Annotated in this window: 15 protein-coding genes, 1 tRNA gene and 1 pseudogene; 10 read left to right on the top strand and 7 right to left on the bottom strand. The window is 61.6% G+C overall.

Annotation, left to right across the window (positions count from 1 at the left end):
• Nucleotides 1-64 precede the first annotated feature (64 nt).
• The 3 genes from OGR47_RS01815 to OGR47_RS01805 all read left to right on the top strand — a co-directional run bounded on the left by OGR47_RS01815 (nucleotide 65) and on the right by OGR47_RS01805 (nucleotide 2,960).
• The gene (locus OGR47_RS01815) at nucleotides 65-802 is read left to right on the top strand and encodes an arginyltransferase (RefSeq protein ID WP_165052646.1); all 738 of its coding nucleotides are present in this window, start codon (nucleotides 65-67) and stop codon (nucleotides 800-802) included.
• A 136-nt stretch (nucleotides 803-938) separates the two neighbouring features.
• On the top strand, nucleotides 939-1,490 hold the full coding sequence (locus OGR47_RS01810) for a LemA family protein (protein WP_165052649.1): 552 nt from the start codon (nucleotides 939-941) through the stop codon (nucleotides 1,488-1,490).
• A 165-nt stretch (nucleotides 1,491-1,655) separates the two neighbouring features.
• Nucleotides 1,656-2,960, top strand: coding sequence for a L,D-transpeptidase family protein (locus tag OGR47_RS01805; protein ID WP_246729711.1), 1,305 nt, complete (start codon nucleotides 1,656-1,658; stop codon nucleotides 2,958-2,960).
• Between the two features lie 36 nt (nucleotides 2,961-2,996).
• Here the strand turns inward: OGR47_RS01805 and OGR47_RS01800 are convergent, their stop codons facing one another.
• Together OGR47_RS01800 and OGR47_RS01795 are read right to left on the bottom strand one after the other, a co-directional pair.
• Nucleotides 2,997-4,154: an alpha/beta fold hydrolase gene (locus tag OGR47_RS01800; protein ID WP_246729712.1), complete on the bottom strand. Its 1,158-nt coding sequence runs from the start codon at nucleotides 4,152-4,154 to the stop codon at nucleotides 2,997-2,999.
• A gap of 265 nt (nucleotides 4,155-4,419) precedes the next feature.
• On the bottom strand, nucleotides 4,420-4,992 hold the full coding sequence (locus OGR47_RS01795; protein ID WP_165052653.1) for a CC0125/CC1285 family lipoprotein: 573 nt from the start codon (nucleotides 4,990-4,992) through the stop codon (nucleotides 4,420-4,422).
• Between the two features lie 170 nt (nucleotides 4,993-5,162).
• Between OGR47_RS01795 and OGR47_RS01790 the strand changes: the two genes are divergently transcribed.
• The 6 genes from OGR47_RS01790 to OGR47_RS01765 all read left to right on the top strand — a co-directional run bounded on the left by OGR47_RS01790 (nucleotide 5,163) and on the right by OGR47_RS01765 (nucleotide 11,324).
• Entirely contained in the window at nucleotides 5,163-6,659 is a 1,497-nt protein-coding gene (locus OGR47_RS01790) for a sigma-54-dependent transcriptional regulator (protein WP_165052657.1), read from the top strand.
• A 41-nt stretch (nucleotides 6,660-6,700) separates the two neighbouring features.
• Nucleotides 6,701-7,177, top strand: a complete 477-nt coding sequence (locus OGR47_RS01785) for a glutathione peroxidase (RefSeq protein WP_165052660.1) — start codon at nucleotides 6,701-6,703, stop codon at nucleotides 7,175-7,177.
• Entirely contained in the window at nucleotides 7,174-7,458 is a 285-nt protein-coding gene (locus OGR47_RS01780; RefSeq protein WP_206527451.1) for a hypothetical protein, read from the top strand. Before OGR47_RS01785 ends, OGR47_RS01780 begins: the two co-directional genes overlap by 4 nt.
• A gap of 420 nt (nucleotides 7,459-7,878) precedes the next feature.
• Nucleotides 7,879-9,324 carry a circularly permuted type 2 ATP-grasp protein gene (locus OGR47_RS01775; RefSeq protein WP_165052661.1) on the top strand — a complete coding sequence of 482 codons (1,446 nt, stop codon included), beginning with the start codon at nucleotides 7,879-7,881 and terminating at the stop codon, nucleotides 9,322-9,324.
• Nucleotides 9,325-9,461: 137 nt separating this feature from the next.
• Nucleotides 9,462-10,409: an alpha-E domain-containing protein gene (locus OGR47_RS01770; RefSeq protein ID WP_165052864.1), complete on the top strand. Its 948-nt coding sequence runs from the start codon at nucleotides 9,462-9,464 to the stop codon at nucleotides 10,407-10,409.
• 90 nt (nucleotides 10,410-10,499) lie between these two features.
• On the top strand, nucleotides 10,500-11,324 hold the full coding sequence (locus OGR47_RS01765; RefSeq protein WP_165052663.1) for a transglutaminase family protein: 825 nt from the start codon (nucleotides 10,500-10,502) through the stop codon (nucleotides 11,322-11,324).
• Nucleotides 11,325-11,334: 10 nt separating this feature from the next.
• On the opposite strand, the gene OGR47_RS01760 is transcribed toward OGR47_RS01765, so the two are convergent.
• The 5 genes and pseudogenes from OGR47_RS01760 to rfbB all read right to left on the bottom strand — a co-directional run bounded on the left by OGR47_RS01760 (nucleotide 11,335) and on the right by rfbB (nucleotide 14,836).
• Nucleotides 11,335-11,472, bottom strand: coding sequence for a hypothetical protein (locus tag OGR47_RS01760; protein WP_246729714.1), 138 nt, complete (start codon nucleotides 11,470-11,472; stop codon nucleotides 11,335-11,337).
• Nucleotides 11,446-11,691, bottom strand: a pseudogene (locus OGR47_RS01755) (transposase); the annotation flags it as partial. The pseudogene OGR47_RS01755 and the gene OGR47_RS01760, both read right to left, overlap by 27 nt.
• A 559-nt stretch (nucleotides 11,692-12,250) precedes the next feature.
• A complete protein-coding gene (rfbA, locus tag OGR47_RS01750) occupies nucleotides 12,251-13,141 on the bottom strand; it encodes a glucose-1-phosphate thymidylyltransferase RfbA (RefSeq protein ID WP_165052667.1) in 891 nt (296 codons plus the stop codon).
• A 54-nt stretch (nucleotides 13,142-13,195) separates the two neighbouring features.
• Complete coding sequence (rfbC, locus tag OGR47_RS01745) at nucleotides 13,196-13,750, bottom strand: dTDP-4-dehydrorhamnose 3,5-epimerase (RefSeq protein ID WP_165052669.1); 555 nt, start codon at nucleotides 13,748-13,750, stop codon at nucleotides 13,196-13,198.
• Nucleotides 13,751-13,783: 33 nt separating this feature from the next.
• Nucleotides 13,784-14,836, bottom strand: coding sequence for a dTDP-glucose 4,6-dehydratase (rfbB, locus tag OGR47_RS01740; protein ID WP_165052671.1), 1,053 nt, complete (start codon nucleotides 14,834-14,836; stop codon nucleotides 13,784-13,786).
• Nucleotides 14,837-15,532: 696 nt separating this feature from the next.
• Here rfbB and OGR47_RS01735 point away from each other — a divergent pair.
• Nucleotides 15,533-15,607, top strand: a tRNA-Thr gene (locus OGR47_RS01735).
• Nucleotides 15,608-15,813: the final 206 nt, after the last annotated feature.

Here is a 15,813-nt window from a genome sequence, read left to right as displayed (position 1 = left end):
CGCCATAGCGCGGAGGCGTTTGTCGCCCTATTCTTGCGGTCGTCAGACAGGAATCGAGACGAGCGTGACCAGAGAACCTCGCGACGCGCCACAGTTCTATCTCACCTCGCCGGCGCCGTGCCCCTATCTGCCGGGGCGGGCGGAGCGCAAGGTGTTCACGCATCTTATCGGCCTTCGGGCGCCGGCGCTCAACGACACGCTGACCCAATCCGGCTTCCGCCGCTCGCAGACCATCGCCTATCGTCCGGCCTGCGAACATTGCCGGGCCTGCGTGTCGGTGCGGGTCAAGATCGAGGAATTCGTTCCCTCGCGCACGCAGCGCCGCGGAATGCGCTGCAACGCCGACATTGTCGGAGAGGCCCGCCCGGCGCGGGCGACGCCGGAGCAATATGCGCTTTTCCGTCGTTACGTCGCGACCCGCCACTCGGACGGCGGCATGGCCGACATGAGCATGGTCGATTACCAAATGATGATCGAGGATAGCCATGTCGACACGCGGCTGATCGAGTATCGCGTCTTGCCGGACGCACAGGACGGCAACGCCGACCGCCTCATCGCCTGCTGCCTCACCGATCGGCTCGCCGACGGCCTGTCGATGGTCTATTCTTTCTACGAACCGCAGCTCGAGGACCGTTCGCTCGGCACCTTCATGATCCTCGACCATATGAGGCGCGCCCGCGTGGCGGGTCTGAAAAATCTTTACCTCGGCTATTGGGTCGAGGGCTCGCGCAAGATGGCCTATAAGGCGCGCTTCCTCCCGCAGGAGAGACTGGGGACGGACGGCTGGGTGCGGGTGGATTGACCCCCCCCGCCTTATTTGAAGGCGTTCGACATCTCGCCTGCCGCATTTACGCCAGAATAAGCATATTCCCAAAGGTACACACACGGTAACGGTCCCTCAAAGCCCGGCGGATGAAGCTGCGCGCGGAGGGCTCGCTATGGCGCCGTTTCTGATCGCTTTTATTTGCCTTTGCATCGCTACGGCCGTGTTGGCGGGCAGCTATCTGCGCCTCCGGTCTCTGGACGCGCAATGCAAGGCCGCCGCCGAGGAAGTCGACGCCGAGCTCGCCAATTGGCACGCGATGCTTCCGGCGCTTGCCGGCGTGATGCGCGCCTTCGCGCCGCAGGAGCGCTTGGCCGTCGATATGGTCGCGCGGCTTCACGCCTCGGGGCGGCGCGCGCCGTCTCCTCAGGCGCGGCTCCTGGCCGAGGCCCGGCTCGGCGACGGCGTCCATAATCTCATCGCCCGGGCGCAGGCGACCCCGCAACTTCAAAGGCTCGGCGATTTCCATGAGTTGCAGGCCGCGCTCGAAGAAACCGAACGCCGTCTCGCCGCCGCGCGCCGGCGGCTCGCGACGGCGACCGCTGATTACAACCACGCTCTGACGCGCTTTCCTGAATGCCTGTTTGCCGGGCGCCTGCGCCTAACGCCGCGCGCCTTCTACGATATCGCCGTTGACAACGTCCTGGCGGAGGAAACGCCGGCCTGAGCGACGCACGGCGCCGCCGGGGCGGGGCCACAAAATCGCCGCCTATTCGGGCCTTGTTAACTCCGAAGCTGCAGATCATATGGACCTCAGCCCGCGCAGCCTTGGGCGGCGCCGCATTTCCTTTTCCCTCCGCGGCCGCGGAACCGACTGCGACTGGAGCGAACAGTGCATAAATCGGCGATACTTCCCCTTTCCCTCTGCCTCGCGCTCGGCGCGGCCTTCTCCGCGCGCGCGGAGACCGGGCAGGCCGAATGGGCTCAGCGCTACGACGCCGACGCGCGTCTGACCGTGTCGCGCTCGACCACCCCGATCCTTTCCGAAGCGACTGTCGCCGCGACCGAAGCCGCGATCGAACGTTACCGTGAAATCGTCGCCAATGGTGGCTGGGCGGCGGTGCCGAACCAGCAATTGCGGCTCGGCTCCAACGGCCCGGCGGTGTCGGCGCTGCGCCGCCGCCTCATCGTCTCGGGCGACATCGGCGCCGAAACCGGCACGAGCCCGGTTTTCGATTCCTATGTCGAGGCCGCAGTGCGCCGCTTCCAGGCCCGCCACGGCATTATCGAAACCGGCGTCGTCAACCAGCAGACGCTCACTGCGCTGAATGTCCCCGCCGAGACGCGTCTGCGCCAGCTCGAGACCAATCTCGTGCGCCTGCGCAGCTTCTCGCATGATCTCGGCAATCGCTACGTCACCGCCAATATTCCGGCGGCGCAGGTCGAGACGGTGGAGGCGGGTCAGGTCGTCTCGCATCATATCGCGGGCGTGGGCAAGATCGACCGCCAGTCGCCGGTGATGCAGACCAAGGCCTATCAGGTCAATTTCAACCCGTTCTGGACGGTGCCCGCCTCGGTCATACGCAAGGATTTGATCCCCAAGATGCAGGCGGACCCCAACTACCTGCACGACAACCATATCCGCGTCTACAACAAGGAAGGCCAGGAGCTGCAGCCCGAGCAGATCAACTGGCGCTCGCTCGACGCGCTCAATTACAAGTTCCGCCAGGACATTGGCGGCGACTTCAACTCGCTCGGCGTGGTGCGCATCGACATCGCCAACCCTTACGGCGTCTATATGCATGACACGCCGGCCAAGGGCGTGTTCGGCGACGACTATCGCTTCGTCTCCTCGGGCTGCATCCGCCTGCAGAATGTGCGCGATTACGTCGCCTTCCTGCTGCGCGAAACGCCGGGCTGGGACCGCGACGCCATCGACCGCGCCATTGCCTCGGGCGAGCGCATCGACGTGAAGATCAACCCCGCCGTGCCGGTCTATTGGGTGTATATCACCGCCTGGGGCACGCCGGATGGGATCACCCAGTTCCGCGAGGACATCTATCAGCGCGACGGGCTGAACGCGCGGGTCGCCGACGCGCCGGATTATTCGCAGACTCCGGTGACGCAAGCCGCGGCGCCGCAGGCGATCGGCCCACGGCCGCGCGGCGAGCCCCTGCTGCCGCGCGACGACCAGTAAGTCTTGCTTAGGGCGGCAGTCTCAACGACCGCCGCTTTAGCTCCTGTTGGACCAGGAAGTAACTGGCTCCTGCATCTTCTTGCTCTGAACCGGCTTCGTCTCCGGGCTCGCCACACGATCAACCGCCGCCACGATTTGGTCTGGCGCAGTGTGGTGCGCCATGTGGCCAGCGCCTGGGATCACGATGAGTTCGCTTTGCGGCGTCTCCTCGTGGAAGCGCCTCGACTGGCGATCCAAGTCAACCATTTTGTCGCCGTCGCCCGCTAGTAGGACGATCGGGAGCTTTAGCTCGGCATAGCGCGCTTGCAGCTGCATCGCCGAGGCCACCATCAGCACGCTATCATCCGCTTCCGCGCCGATTTGGACGGGCCGCGCCGCAAAGGAATTCGGGAACCCTTTCTCGAATCTCTCCGTGACCGGGGCAGGCGAGAATAGCCACCGCAGAACGCCAGGCAGGAAAAGCCGCGTGAGAGGCGGCGAGATCGTGTAGCGCATAACATCGCCGAAGCCGGGGATTGCTGTGAAGGACATGAAAAACACGTCCGCTCGCGCTGTCGGATAGAAATAGCCTGCGATCAGCACCAGCCCTTCGACCAGCGCTGGGTGTTGGAGCGCGAGGTCCAAGGCGACCAGCGAAGCGAAGGAGTGGGAGACGATTGTCACGCGCTCGACGCCGAGCTGCGAAAATGCCTTCTGCAACAATTCGGCGTAGGCGCCAGGCGTCCATACGCGATGGGGTCTGTCGCTATATCCGAAGCCGGGGCGATCGAAGACAATAACCCTGTAGCGCTCCGCGAGCTTGTCGACGATGCCGCTCAAAAGGAAATCCTCGGCAAGCGTGAGGTTGCCGTGTATGAGCGTCACGACCTCGCCCTTCCCCTTGTCGATGTAGTGCAGGCGTACGCCGTCGACGTCGATGAACCGACCAATCGGGGGATGCTTGCTTTCGTCCTGGCGCGTCTTGCGGATGTTGTAATAGGCGAGCGCTCCCATCGCAGCCGCGAGCCCAACCGCTGCCGAACCGACGATAGCCGAAACGCTTCGGCCCGGTCTGGCTGCCTTGGTGAGCGCGGACCCGGCGCGCGTTGCAGCTTTTTCGACAGGTCCGCGTCCGTCGAGCCACTGCGACACGCCGGTTCCGACGGCGGCGCCAGACTTGGCCAAGTCTTTTTGGATCGATTTCGTGAAGCTCATGATTGCTCTCCCGCGCTCGAAGGCACTTAACGCCCTCGAACCGCCGGGGTTTCAAACTTTGCACGTGAAAAGGAATGCGCCCGCATTTGCGCTCATGCCTGCAAAATCACGGGATTCCGGCGCGCGGGACTGAGGCAATCGGTGCTTTGCGTCCCAGCATGACGCAGCGCAAGGCTCTGACTGACCCGAACTTTACCCTATTTCGCAACGCTGCGCCCCAGGCAAAAATCGCCGCGGCGACAAAACGCAGAGCTGGGCGTCAGGTCTAATTCTTAGCGAAGTATTTCGACCCGAGGTTCTGAATGATTTCATTCGCGGGCAGCATGCCCGAACAGGCGTCAGCCTTGCCCTGCTTACAGAACTTGACCATCGCATCCTCGCCCGGCTCAACCACGGTGTTGCGCGTCCCTGGCCTATAGGTGGTGTAGGCAGTGTTGCCAGAAACCCTTGTCTGCACTGTGCTTGGCGTCGTGTATGAGGATTCGGTCGAGGCGTCTTCTGAGCTAACAACAGCGAAGTGCGTAAACCCTCGCGCCGAGGCGGTCTCCGCAGCTTTCAGCAGGATAAAATCCTGGACTCTCGCCTTGTCGGTAAAACCGTTTCCGCGTGCAGATATTCTTGCAGTGTCGTTGGTGATCATTTGGGCCTCGGCCCCACCGGCCAGCCCTATGCCATCGCGGCTATATTCGGTAGCGCAGCCAGAAGACCAGAGAGCAAAAGCAAAGCCGAGAAGGGGCCGACTGCGCATTAGATAGAACCTCGAATTTTGCACTAGAAATTGACGGCGAAGCTTAGCTGTCGTCGCCAGGGCGATACCAAAAGCAATGACTAAGGGCAAGCGCGGTCGCCAGGGGCGAACGCTCCAAGAAACGGGCACTGTCACCCCTTTCGCGTCCCATGATGACGCAATCCAAGGCTTGGATTAACCAGAACTTTACCCTGTTTCGCAACGATGCGCCCCGGGCCACAAATCGCCGCGGCGGCGAAAGCCGGGCGCCAGGAATAATAATGACCTCCATAATTCTCATCGCCGACGACGATCCGGTGCAGCGCCGCCTGCTCGAGGCCATGGTCAAGCGGTTTGGCTACGCAGCCGAGGCGGTCGACGGCGGCGAGGAGGCGCTGGCGCGGCTCACGCGGGCCGGAGCCGACCCTATTGCGCTCTTGATTCTTGACCTCGTCATGCCCGATCTCGACGGCATGGGCGTGTTGACGCGCATGCGCGACGCCAAGATCACGACGCCAGTGATCGTGCAGACAGCCCATGGATCAATCGAGGCGGTGATTTCCGCCATGCGCGCCGGCGCGCATGATTTCGTGGTGAAGCCGGTCGGCGCGGAGCGGCTTCAAATCTCGATCAAGAACGCGCTTTCGGCCGACGCGCTCGCAGGCGAGGTCCGCCACATCAGCCGCCGCGCGCAAGGGGCTTTGACGTTCAAGGATCTGGTGTCGCGCAGCGCGGAGATGCAGCGCGTGATCCGGCTCGGCGAGCGCGCCGCGCATTCCAATATTCCGGTGCTGATCGAGGGCGAATCGGGAGTCGGCAAGGAGCTGGTCGCGCGCGCCATCCAGGGCGGCTCGGACCGCAAGGGCAAGCCCTTCGTCACCGTCAACTGCGGCGCCTTGCCGGCTAATCTCGTCGAATCGATCCTCTTTGGGCACGAGAAGGGCGCCTTCACCGGCGCAACGGAAAAGCACGCCGGCAAGTTCCTGGAGGCGAACGGCGGGACGCTTTTCCTCGATGAAATCGGCGAATTGCCCCTCGACATTCAGGTCAAGCTGCTGCGCGCGCTGCAGGAAGGGGAGATCGACCCCATCGGCGCCAAACGTCCTCTGCGCGTCGATATCCGCCTGATCTCGGCAACGAATCGTAATCTCATCGAACAGGTCAAACGCGGGGAGTTCCGCGAAGACCTTTTCTACCGCCTGAATGTCTTTCCGATCGGCATTCCGCCGCTGCGCTCGCGGCGCGAGGACATCGCCGATCTGGCGCGACGCTTCGCGGCGCGCTTTGCGGCGGAGGAAGGACGCAACATCCGCGGCATGACCGCGGAGGCCCTGTCGCTGCTCACAAGCTATGAGTGGCCCGGCAATGTGCGGCAGCTCGAGAATACGGTCTTCCGCGCCGTCGTGCTTTCCGAAGGCGACGAGCTGACCGTCGCCGAGTTTCCGCAGATTGCGGCGCATGTCGAAGGCTACGACGTGCGCGTTCCGCCAGCACCCGTATTTGCGCCGCCTGTCGATGCGCCACGCGAGCGCGAGATCGTGCGCGTCGAAATCCGCGACCCGAATGTGCTGCCGCTTCTCGCGCCCAATGGCGAGATGCGCAAACTCAATGATTTGGAGAAAGAGACGATCCGCTTCGCGCTCACCCATTATCGCGGGCAAATGTCGGAGATTGCCCGACGACTCGGGATTGGACGCTCGACGCTCTATCGTAAGATGAAGGAATACGGCCTCGAAGAAGAGGGAGCGGAAGCCCCCGCCGACAGCCTGGTGGCGTGAGGGGCGATTTTATGCGAGCCTCTTTTTCAAAGGAGGCGCGCATGACGCTTTACGATATCGAGGCGAAAACGATCGATGGCGCCACGAAGTCCTTGCGTGATTTTGAGGGCAAGACGCTTCTCATCGTCAATGTGGCGAGCAAGTGCGGATTTACGCCCCAATATGCGGGGCTGGAAGCGCTTTACAAGAAATACGCCGACAAGGGTCTCGTGGTGCTCGGCTTTCCCTGCAATCAGTTCGGCGCGCAGGAGCCGGCCTCGGAGAGCGACATCGAGTCCTTCTGCTCGACGACCTACGGCGTGAGCTTTCCCATGTTCGCAAAGATCGAGGTGAACGGGGAGAATGCGCATCCGCTTTATAGATTCCTGAAGCGCGAGGCGCCGGGGATTCTCGGCTCCGAGGCGATCAAGTGGAACTTCACCAAGTTTCTCGTCGATAAAACCGGAAAGGTCGTCAGGCGCTACGCGCCGACCGATACGCCCCAATCGCTCGAAAGGGAGATCGAGGCGACGCTGTGAGCGCGACGATCACAGTCACGCGCGCGGACGAACGCTTTGCCTTCGACGTCTCGGTAAGCGACGCCAAGCGCGAAACGCGCCATCGCGTGACTCTGTCGCAGGGTGATTTCGAGCGGCTCGGCGCTGGCGTGACGGCCGAGGAATTTATCGAAGCGGCCTTCCGTTTCCTCCTCGACCGAGAGCCCAAGGAGGCGATACTCTCGCGCTTCGACGTGAGCGTGATCTCGCGCTATTTTCCGGAGTTCGAAAAAGAAATCCACGCCTATCTTCTGTCCGGCTAGGACCGGCCTGCGCGGCTCGGGCTGGGAGTTATCTTCCCCGACTGGCCGAAGGCGCGATCAGGAACCCAAAAAGCGTCGATCTTCTGCATTCCCAAATCGCTGGCTTGAGCGAGCGCCGAGAACGAAGAGAGACGAACCTGCCTTTCCAGAGACGCGTTGCTCAATTGCTCAACGCAAACGGGGATGCGACCGTTCGCCGGGCGTACGGTTGTGACCCGCGCGTCGCGAAGTATTCATGAACTCGGCTTAGCGCGAAAAGCGACTACCCGAGAGCGAAGATTGCCCTGCTTTCCGCGCCCATATGGATCCTCTGACCGGCGGAAGCCGCCCGGCTGGCATGCTTCTTGTCTCTCAGCCTAGCAGCAAGAGACCGAACCGCCTGGAAAAAAGGGCGCGCGGTAGAGAGAGGAGCGTCGACAAGTGGATCAACGCGTGACGCAATTCGATGAGATGGGTGGCAACGACGGCCTTACCCGCGCTCCTTATCAAAAACTCTCCCAATGGCTCGCCGGCACGCCACCAGAACTCCTCGCCTCCCGCCGCGAACAAGCCGAGTTCCTTTTCCGGCGCATCGGCATCACTTTCGCCGTCTACGGCGCGCAAGAGGCCACGGAGCGCCTCATTCCCTTCGACATTCTTCCGCGGATCATCGCCCGAAGCGAATGGGCGGCGCTGGAAAAGGGGCTCGTGCAGCGCGTCACGGCGCTCAACCTTTTCCTCAAGGATATTTACGGCAAAGGCGAAATCCTCAAAGCCGGCAAAATCCCGGTTGAGCTCGTCTATCGTAATCCCGGCTATTGCCCCGAGATGGCGGGCCGTCGCGTCCCGCATGACGTCTATGTGCAAATCGCCGGCGTCGACATCGTGCGCACCGACGACCATGGGTTCTATGTGCTGGAAGATAACGCCCGCACGCCGTCCGGCGTCTCCTATATGCTCGAAAACCGCGAAGTGATGATGCGGCTTTTCCCCGATCTCTTCGGCATGCATCGCGTCGCGCCGATCGAGGATTATCCCGATGAGCTGCTCGCGACGCTGCGCTCCGTCGCGCCGCCCCGCGCGTCACACGAGCCGACCATCGCGCTGATGACGCCGGGACAATATAATTCCGCTTATTACGAGCACTCCTTCCTGGCCGACAAGCTCGGCGTGGAGCTCGTCGAAGGGCGTGATCTCTTCGTCAAGGACGACGTCGTCTATATGCGCACGACCGAGGGGCCACGTCGCGTCGACGTCATTTACCGCCGAATCGACGACGATTTCCTCGATCCGCTTACCTTCCGCCCGGATTCGGCTCTGGGCGTCCCCGGGCTGATCGGCGCCTATCACGCAGGCAATGTGACGCTCGCGAATGCAGTTGGCACCGGCGTCGCTGATGACAAGGCGATGTATACTTACATGCCGGACATTATCCGCTTCTATCTCGAGCAGGAGCCGCTGCTGCAGAACGTCCCCACTTGGCGCTGCCGAGAGCCGGAGGCGCTTTCCTATGTGCTCGACCATCTCGACGAGCTTGTGGTCAAAGAGGTCAATGGCTCCGGCGGCTACGGCATGCTCGTTGGTCCGCATGCCTCTAAGGCGCAGATCGAAGAATTCCGGGCGAAGCTGCAAGCGCAACCCGATAATTTCATCGCGCAGCCGACACTTGCGCTTTCGACTTGCCCGATCTCTGTCGCCGAGGGCATCGCGCCGCGCCATGTCGATCTGCGACCCTTCGTGCTGCAGGGAGCGAATGGCGTCCGCGTCGTGCCGGGAGGCCTCACCCGCGTCGCGATGACGGAAGGATCGCTCGTCGTGAATTCCAGTCAGGGTGGCGGCACCAAAGACACCTGGGTGATCGACGACGCGATTTTGGGGCAAGCATGATGTTGGACGCCCGCCCCTCCTTCGATGAATTCGAGCGGCGCAGCCACGAAATCGGCGAGGCCGCCTCCCATCTCCCTGCCCCACTCGAGACCATTAGACGGGACATCAGCCGCGAGCGCGCGCAAACGGAACGCCCTATGCTTTCAAGCACCGCCGACAATCTTTATTGGCTCGCGCGCTATATGGAGCGCGCCGATTTCCTCGCTCGCGCCATCGAGGCGTCCCGGCGCCTTGCGACATTGCCGAAAGCCTATGGCGGCGCGGAGACCGAATGGGAAAGCGTGCTTCTCTCCTCTGGAGCCGCGCAGGCCTTCGAGCAGACAGGCAAGCCGATCACCGAAAGCAATGTAATCGAGTTCCTGACCTTCTCGCGCGACAATCCGGGCTCGATCCGAAACTGCATCGAATCCGCCCGCACCAACGCCCGCGCTGTGCGCACGGCTTTAACGGTGGAGATGTGGGAGGCGATCAACGGCGCCTATCTCGAACTAAAGGCGATGGAGGCCCGCCGCGGCGCCTATTCGGCTGACGAGCTCGGGCGCTTCCTCGAATTCGTCAAGCAAACTTCGCTCATCTATGACGGCGGCGCCTATCGCACCATGCTGCGCAACGACGCCTATTGGTTCTCGCGCGTCGGACTATTTATCGAGCGCGCCGACAACACGGCTCGGCTTCTGGACGTGAAATATCACGTTTTGCTGCCCGATAAGGAGGTGATCGGCGGATCGCTCGATTACTTCCAATGGGCGGCAATCCTGCGCGCCGTCTCGGCGCACACCGCCTATCACTGGGTTTATCGCACGAGCATGCAGCCCTGGCTGGTCGCCGACCTGCTCATCTTGCGCCCGGAGATGCCGCGCTCGCTCATCTCCTGCTATGAGAGCATCGTGCGCAATCTCGACAATCTCGCGCGCGCTCACGGCCGGCAGGGCGCAGCGCAGCGTCAGGCGCGCAATATGTACGGCAAGCTCGAAACACTGACCATGGAGCAGGCCTTCCAGGGCGGGCTGCACGAGTTCATTCAAAGCTTCATCAGCGAAAACAACCGCCTCGGAACGCTGATCTCGGAGCAATATCTCTTCTAGTTTCGCCGCTTTGCTGGCTAGATGACGAGATGAAACCGACGCGACGGGTCGATGTGACACGCCGAGCCGCGCCTTTTCGACGAGCCTCCTATGCGTATCCGCATCCGCCACGAAACGACTTACCGCTACCTCGAGCCCGTGAAAGCCGCGATCCAGCATTTGCGGCTGACGCCTCGCAATTACGACGGCCAGCATATCAAAAGCTGGCGCATCGACGTCGACCGCGATTGCCGCCTGATCGCGTCGGAGGACGCCTTTGGCAATGTCGTGCATCGCTTCACGGCCGACGGCCCCTTTGAGTCGATCACGGTCATGGTCGAGGGCGATGTTACGACCTTCGACACAGCCGGCGTCGCCTCAGGCGCCCCAGAGCGCTTTCCGCCCACGCTCTATCTGCGCCAGACGCCACTCACCGCCCCCAATCCTGCGGTCATCGACTTCGCCCGCACAGCAGCGGCCAAAAAAGGCGAGAGGCTGGGTTCTCTCCACGCGTTGCTTTCAGCCATCCACGAGCGAATGGCAGTCGATTTGGATGCGGCCAGCGTCGCGACGACCGCCGCGGACGCCTTCGACCGCCGGAAGGGTGTGCATCAGGACTTCGCGCATCTTTTCATCGCCGGCGCCCGCGCGATTGGCGCACCCGCGCGCTACGTCAGCGGTTATTATCTCCGCGACGACGGCGATCAGGAGATTGTCGGCCACGCCTGGGCGGAGGCCTATGTCGAAAATCTCGGGTGGGTAGGATTTGATCCAGTCTATCGCGTCTCGCCCAGCGAAAGACACATTCGCTTGGCGATCGCGCTGGACTTTCTGAGCGCCGCCCCAATCCGCGCCGCTCACGCAGGAAGCGTTGGGGAAATGACGGAGGTCAGGCTCCGGGCCACGCTGACACAGACCCAGTCGCAGTCGCAGTAGCGGCGGCGCGCTAGGCGGCAAATTGCTGTGGCGGCGCGTTCTCCGCAGCCGGCGGCGGCGCCTGCTCGGCCCAGCTAAGCCTGTCGGCGTAAAGGAGCAAATCAACCGCGCCGGCCTTCTGCAGCGCTTCGAAAACGCGTGGCCACACGCGCTTCTTTGCCCAGCGGTGATATCGCGTATAAGTCGTATACCACTTGCCAAATTCAGGCGGCAGGTCGCGCCACGGAGCCCCGGTGCGGGCAATCCAAAAAACAGCCTCCAGAAAGAGACGGTTGTCGCGCCCATGGCACCCTGGATCGCCCTCTTTTCCAGGTAAAACACTGGCGACAGCCTCCCAAGCCTCGTTTGATAATACTCTTTCAGCCACCCCAGCCTCCTATCGCATCATAAAAATAAGGACCTGTCTGGTCCGAAGCCTGCCGAAAAGGCTCCAAGCTATCCGGTGTACGCGGAGCCCAAACGGCGCCGGCACAATTGCAACTGCCTGAATACTACTCTAGGTTGTATTTGTGATCAACTAGCATTTGCGCGTGGCCCAAAAAGACCCTGCTCGCACGGCCTCTCTCTGAGAACGCAGGCCGCATATCGAGGGCAGGCCGGCCCTTTACTCTTCACCGTAAGGGTGCGCGCTTGGCAGATCGACGGCAAACCTCGCGAGTGATCGTCTCGCAACGACCACGTCAGAGAGGTTCTCGTCCTGCCGCTCGCGCCGAATGGCATTGTGGTGATGGACAATCTCGGGCGCGGGCGTGCGCAGGGCGATCTGAGCCGCCCAGGGGAGGCGATCTAAACGGTCGCCCTATAGCAACCGAAACGAGAAAGCCTCAAGGCGCCGCTGCGAAAAGCCGCCAAGAGGGTTCAATTTACAGGAATGCGCAAACGTCCTCGCAGCCGTTGGCCACACGCCTCTTTCAAGAGAAGCCGGTTTAACTGGGTCGACGGGAGTCCTCGGCTTCCTTCAAGACTTGGAGCAGATAGCCGCCGTATCCGCTTTTCGCCAAGCGCGCGGCAGCCTCGCGCATTGCCTGCGCGTCGATCCAACCCTGCATGAAGGCAATCTCTTCAAGGCAGGCGACGCGTTGGCCCTGCCGCTGTTCGATCGCTTGCACGTATTGCGCCGCTTCCAGCAGGGACGCCGGCGTGCCGGTATCCAGCCAGGCGAAACCGCGGCCGAGACGTTCGACGTTCAGCGCGCCGGATTCGAGGTAGATTCGGTTGAGATCGGTAATTTCCAGCTCGCCGCGTGGCGAGGGCTTCAGCGAGGCGGCATATTCCGGCGCCCTCGAATCGTAAAAATAGAGCCCGGTCACCGCCCAATTGGATTTCGGCGCAGCGGGCTTTTCTTCGAGCGATAGAGCCCTTCCGTCCGGACCGAACTCGACGACGCCATAACGCTCGGGATCCTTGACATGATAGGCGAAGACCGTCGCGCCTTCCGATCGCGCCGAGGCGGCGTTCAGGGCCGTCGTCAGGCCGTGGCCATAGAAGATATTGTCGCCGAGAACGAGCGCGGAATTGTGCCCTTCAACGAAGGGCGCGCCGATCGTATAGGCTTGGGCGAGACCTTCCGGGCGGGGCTGTTCGGCATAAGTCAGAGAAACGCCCCATTGCGCGCCTGAGCCGAGCAGGCGCTTGAAGGCGGGGAGATCTTCAGGCGTCGAGATGATCAGGATTTCTCGGGCGCCCGCGAGCATCAGCGCCGACAGCGGATAATAGACCATCGGCTTGTCGTAGACCGGCAGCAACTGCTTCGAGGCCGCCAGCGTCATGGGATGAAGCCTGGTGCCGGAGCCGCCGGCCAGAACGATGCCACGCATAATATTTCCTCGAGACTACAGGCAATCAATCAGAGAGGCGCGGGAGCGTAAGGCTCACGCGAAGGCATCCGCGAGATCGCGCAGGCGCGGCCAATGCTTGTCTTTCTCGGAGAGAATGGCCCCGCCCGGCGGCAGGGGCCAATCGATGCCCAAATCTGGATCGTCGAAGGCCAACCCGCGATCATTCGGCGCGGAATAAAGCGCCGTGACCTTGTAGAGCACCTCCGTATCGGACTCCAGCGTTACGAAGCCATGCGCAAAGCCGATCGGCACGAGAAGCTGACGCCAATTTTCGGCCGAGAGTTCGACGGCGACATGCTTGCCGAAGGTCGGAGACGAGCGACGGATATCCACGGCGACATCGAGGATTCGCCCCCGAATCACGCGAATGAGCTTGTCCTGCGCGAAGGGGGCGGTCTGGAAATGCAGGCCGCGCAGCGTGCCGACCGGCGACGAAAAGGAATGATTGTCCTGGACGAAGGTGTAGTCGAGCCCTGCGTTCTTCCAGTCGGATTCCTTGTAGACCTCGGAGAAGAAGCCGCGCGCGTCACCGTGCTTCTTCGGCTTGACAATCTTGACCGCAGGGATCTCGGTGTCTTCGAACTGCATAAGGGCCTCGAATCAAGGGTCAAAAGAAAAAGATCAGGCAATTTGTCCGAGGCGCTCGCCGCGATAATTGCCCGAACGAATGGCCTGCCACCAAGCCGGATTGTCGAGATACCACTGCACAGTCCTGCGCAAGCCAGTCTCGAATGTCTCCTTTGGCCGCCAGCCGAGTTCGCGCTCGATTTTGGAGCAATCGATCGCATAGCGTAGATCGTGGCCGGGACGATCTGTGACAAATGTGATGAGATTGCGATAGGAGCCGCTCTCCTTTGGGCGCAGCTCGTCGAGAATGTCGCAGATCGTGTTCACGACATCGATGTTCTTTTTCTCGTTGCGGCCGCCGACATTATACGACTGCCCGACAATGCCTCGGCGCGCGACGAGCATCAACGCTGCGGCGTGGTCCTCCACAAAGAGCCAATCGCGGATATTTTCGCCCCGCCCATAGACGGGAAGCGGCTTCCCCTCGAGCGCGTTCAGGATCATCAAAGGGATGAGCTTTTCGGGGAAATGATAAGGCCCGTAGTTATTCGAACAGTTGGTGACGATGGTGGGAAGGCCGTAGGTCTCGCGCCAGGCGCGCACGAGATGGTCCGAGCCCGCTTTTGAAGCGGAATAGGGGGAATTGGGCGCGTAGGGCGTATCCTCCCGGAAAAAGCCTTCGTCGCCCAATGTGCCGAAGACCTCGTCCGTCGAAATATGCATGAAGCGGAAAGCCTCGGCCTTCCCTTTAGGCAGCCCGCGCCAATATTCGAGCGCCGCGTCGAGCATTGTGAAGGTGCCGACGAGATTGGTCTCGATGAAAGCGGCCGGTCCGTCGATCGAACGATCGACGTGGCTCTCGGCGGCAAGATGCATCACGACGTCGGGCTCGAATTCGGTGAGGGCGCGCATAACTTGTGCACGGTCACAAATATCAGCGCGTCGGAAAGAATATCTCGGATTCTGAGCGATCAGCGCAAGAGAATCGAGGTTGCCGGCATAGGTCAATTTGTCAAAAACAAGGATTTCATCGGAGGTTTGTGAAATAAATCCTCGGGCCACCGCCGATCCAATAAAACCGGCGCCGCCGGTAATGAGCACGCGCATTCGGCACCTCTCAAACTATAAATCCAACGCCCTCTTAAAGGATTCGAAATCTAAATCAAGACCACAGCAATCAGGAAACAGCGCCGCACCTACGCATGAACAGAATCGACCCAGCCTTGTTTTCGGTCGTCTTAACTTCCTGGGTGCGCGAGACCTGACCAGAACGCCTTGTGTTTGGGTGATAGACGGTGAAACATCGCGTCCGCCCGTCGAGTTCGAAGGCGAACCTGAAAGGCGCTTTGATCTCCATCAACGATCAAAGCCAATGCGAAGGCCGCAAGCGAACCAGCCTACGCTGCGGGCGAGACGCGCTACTCCATCTCCTCGGAGGTTCCTTGGGCCCAGCGGGCGGCCGAGGCGGTGCGTGGGCGTTGGGGATAAAAAACCGGCTGAATTTCGCGCTGGAGACGTCGTCTCCAAGGACGACCCGTCGCGCCTACGCATTTCCGCGGAACTCAAGAAAATTGCGGTCGTCCACCACTTTCAAGCTCATGCACGCTGCTGAGACAGGGAAACCGTCAAGCTGGGAGTGAGTGCCGACAGACGAAACCTCGGCCATTTCGCTACCGTGTTCGGCTGACGTCCGTTAACCCGGCTCGGGTCCCTAAGTAGCATTCTCCCCACTCTTGCGACTCGCGCCGCACTGTGGCAAAAGGCCCTCGTTCCGGTCGCCGAAGGCGGATTGCGGAACCCAGCGCTGCAGTAGCTCAGTGGTAGAGCACTCCCTTGGTAAGGGAGAGGTCGAGAGTTCAATCCTCTCTTGCAGCACCACTTCTCGGCGAAGAAACAGGATTTTAGGAGCCTTTCTCCCCCGCGAAGAAAAGGCGGTTATTCCCTAGCTCTTCCAATGCAATCGGGAAATTCGCCCGAAATCAGCGGGTCATGAACAGCACGCACCACGCCGCGGCGCATATTTACGCCCCCGATGGTCGGCGTCGCTCTGAGGCCGATGCCAGACGCCCCTTCCTTGGGATCAC

The organism is Methylocystis sp. MJC1, from assembly GCF_026427715.1.
Taxonomy (GTDB): domain Bacteria; phylum Pseudomonadota; class Alphaproteobacteria; order Rhizobiales; family Beijerinckiaceae; genus Methylocystis.
Note: the sequence above shows the minus strand (reverse complement) of the source record. Positions and strands in the feature narration are given on the sequence as shown.

What these genes read in the sequence shown, in the direction of transcription:
- OGR47_RS01810 (WP_165052649.1), top strand. Translation starts at nt 939, where the DNA reads ATGGCGCCGTTTCTGATCGCTTTTATTTGCCTTTGCATCGCTACGGCC.
- OGR47_RS01800 (WP_246729712.1), bottom strand. Translation starts at nt 4,154, where the DNA reads ATGAGCTTCACGAAATCGATCCAAAAAGACTTGGCCAAGTCTGGCGCC.
- OGR47_RS01790 (WP_165052657.1), top strand. Translation starts at nt 5,163, where the DNA reads ATGACCTCCATAATTCTCATCGCCGACGACGATCCGGTGCAGCGCCGC.
- OGR47_RS01785 (WP_165052660.1), top strand. Translation starts at nt 6,701, where the DNA reads ATGACGCTTTACGATATCGAGGCGAAAACGATCGATGGCGCCACGAAG.
- OGR47_RS01770 (WP_165052864.1), top strand. Translation starts at nt 9,462, where the DNA reads ATGCTTTCAAGCACCGCCGACAATCTTTATTGGCTCGCGCGCTATATG.
- OGR47_RS01765 (WP_165052663.1), top strand. Translation starts at nt 10,500, where the DNA reads ATGCGTATCCGCATCCGCCACGAAACGACTTACCGCTACCTCGAGCCC.
- rfbA (WP_165052667.1), bottom strand. Translation starts at nt 13,141, where the DNA reads ATGCGTGGCATCGTTCTGGCCGGCGGCTCCGGCACCAGGCTTCATCCC.
- rfbC (WP_165052669.1), bottom strand. Translation starts at nt 13,750, where the DNA reads ATGCAGTTCGAAGACACCGAGATCCCTGCGGTCAAGATTGTCAAGCCG.
- rfbB (WP_165052671.1), bottom strand. Translation starts at nt 14,836, where the DNA reads ATGCGCGTGCTCATTACCGGCGGCGCCGGTTTTATTGGATCGGCGGTG.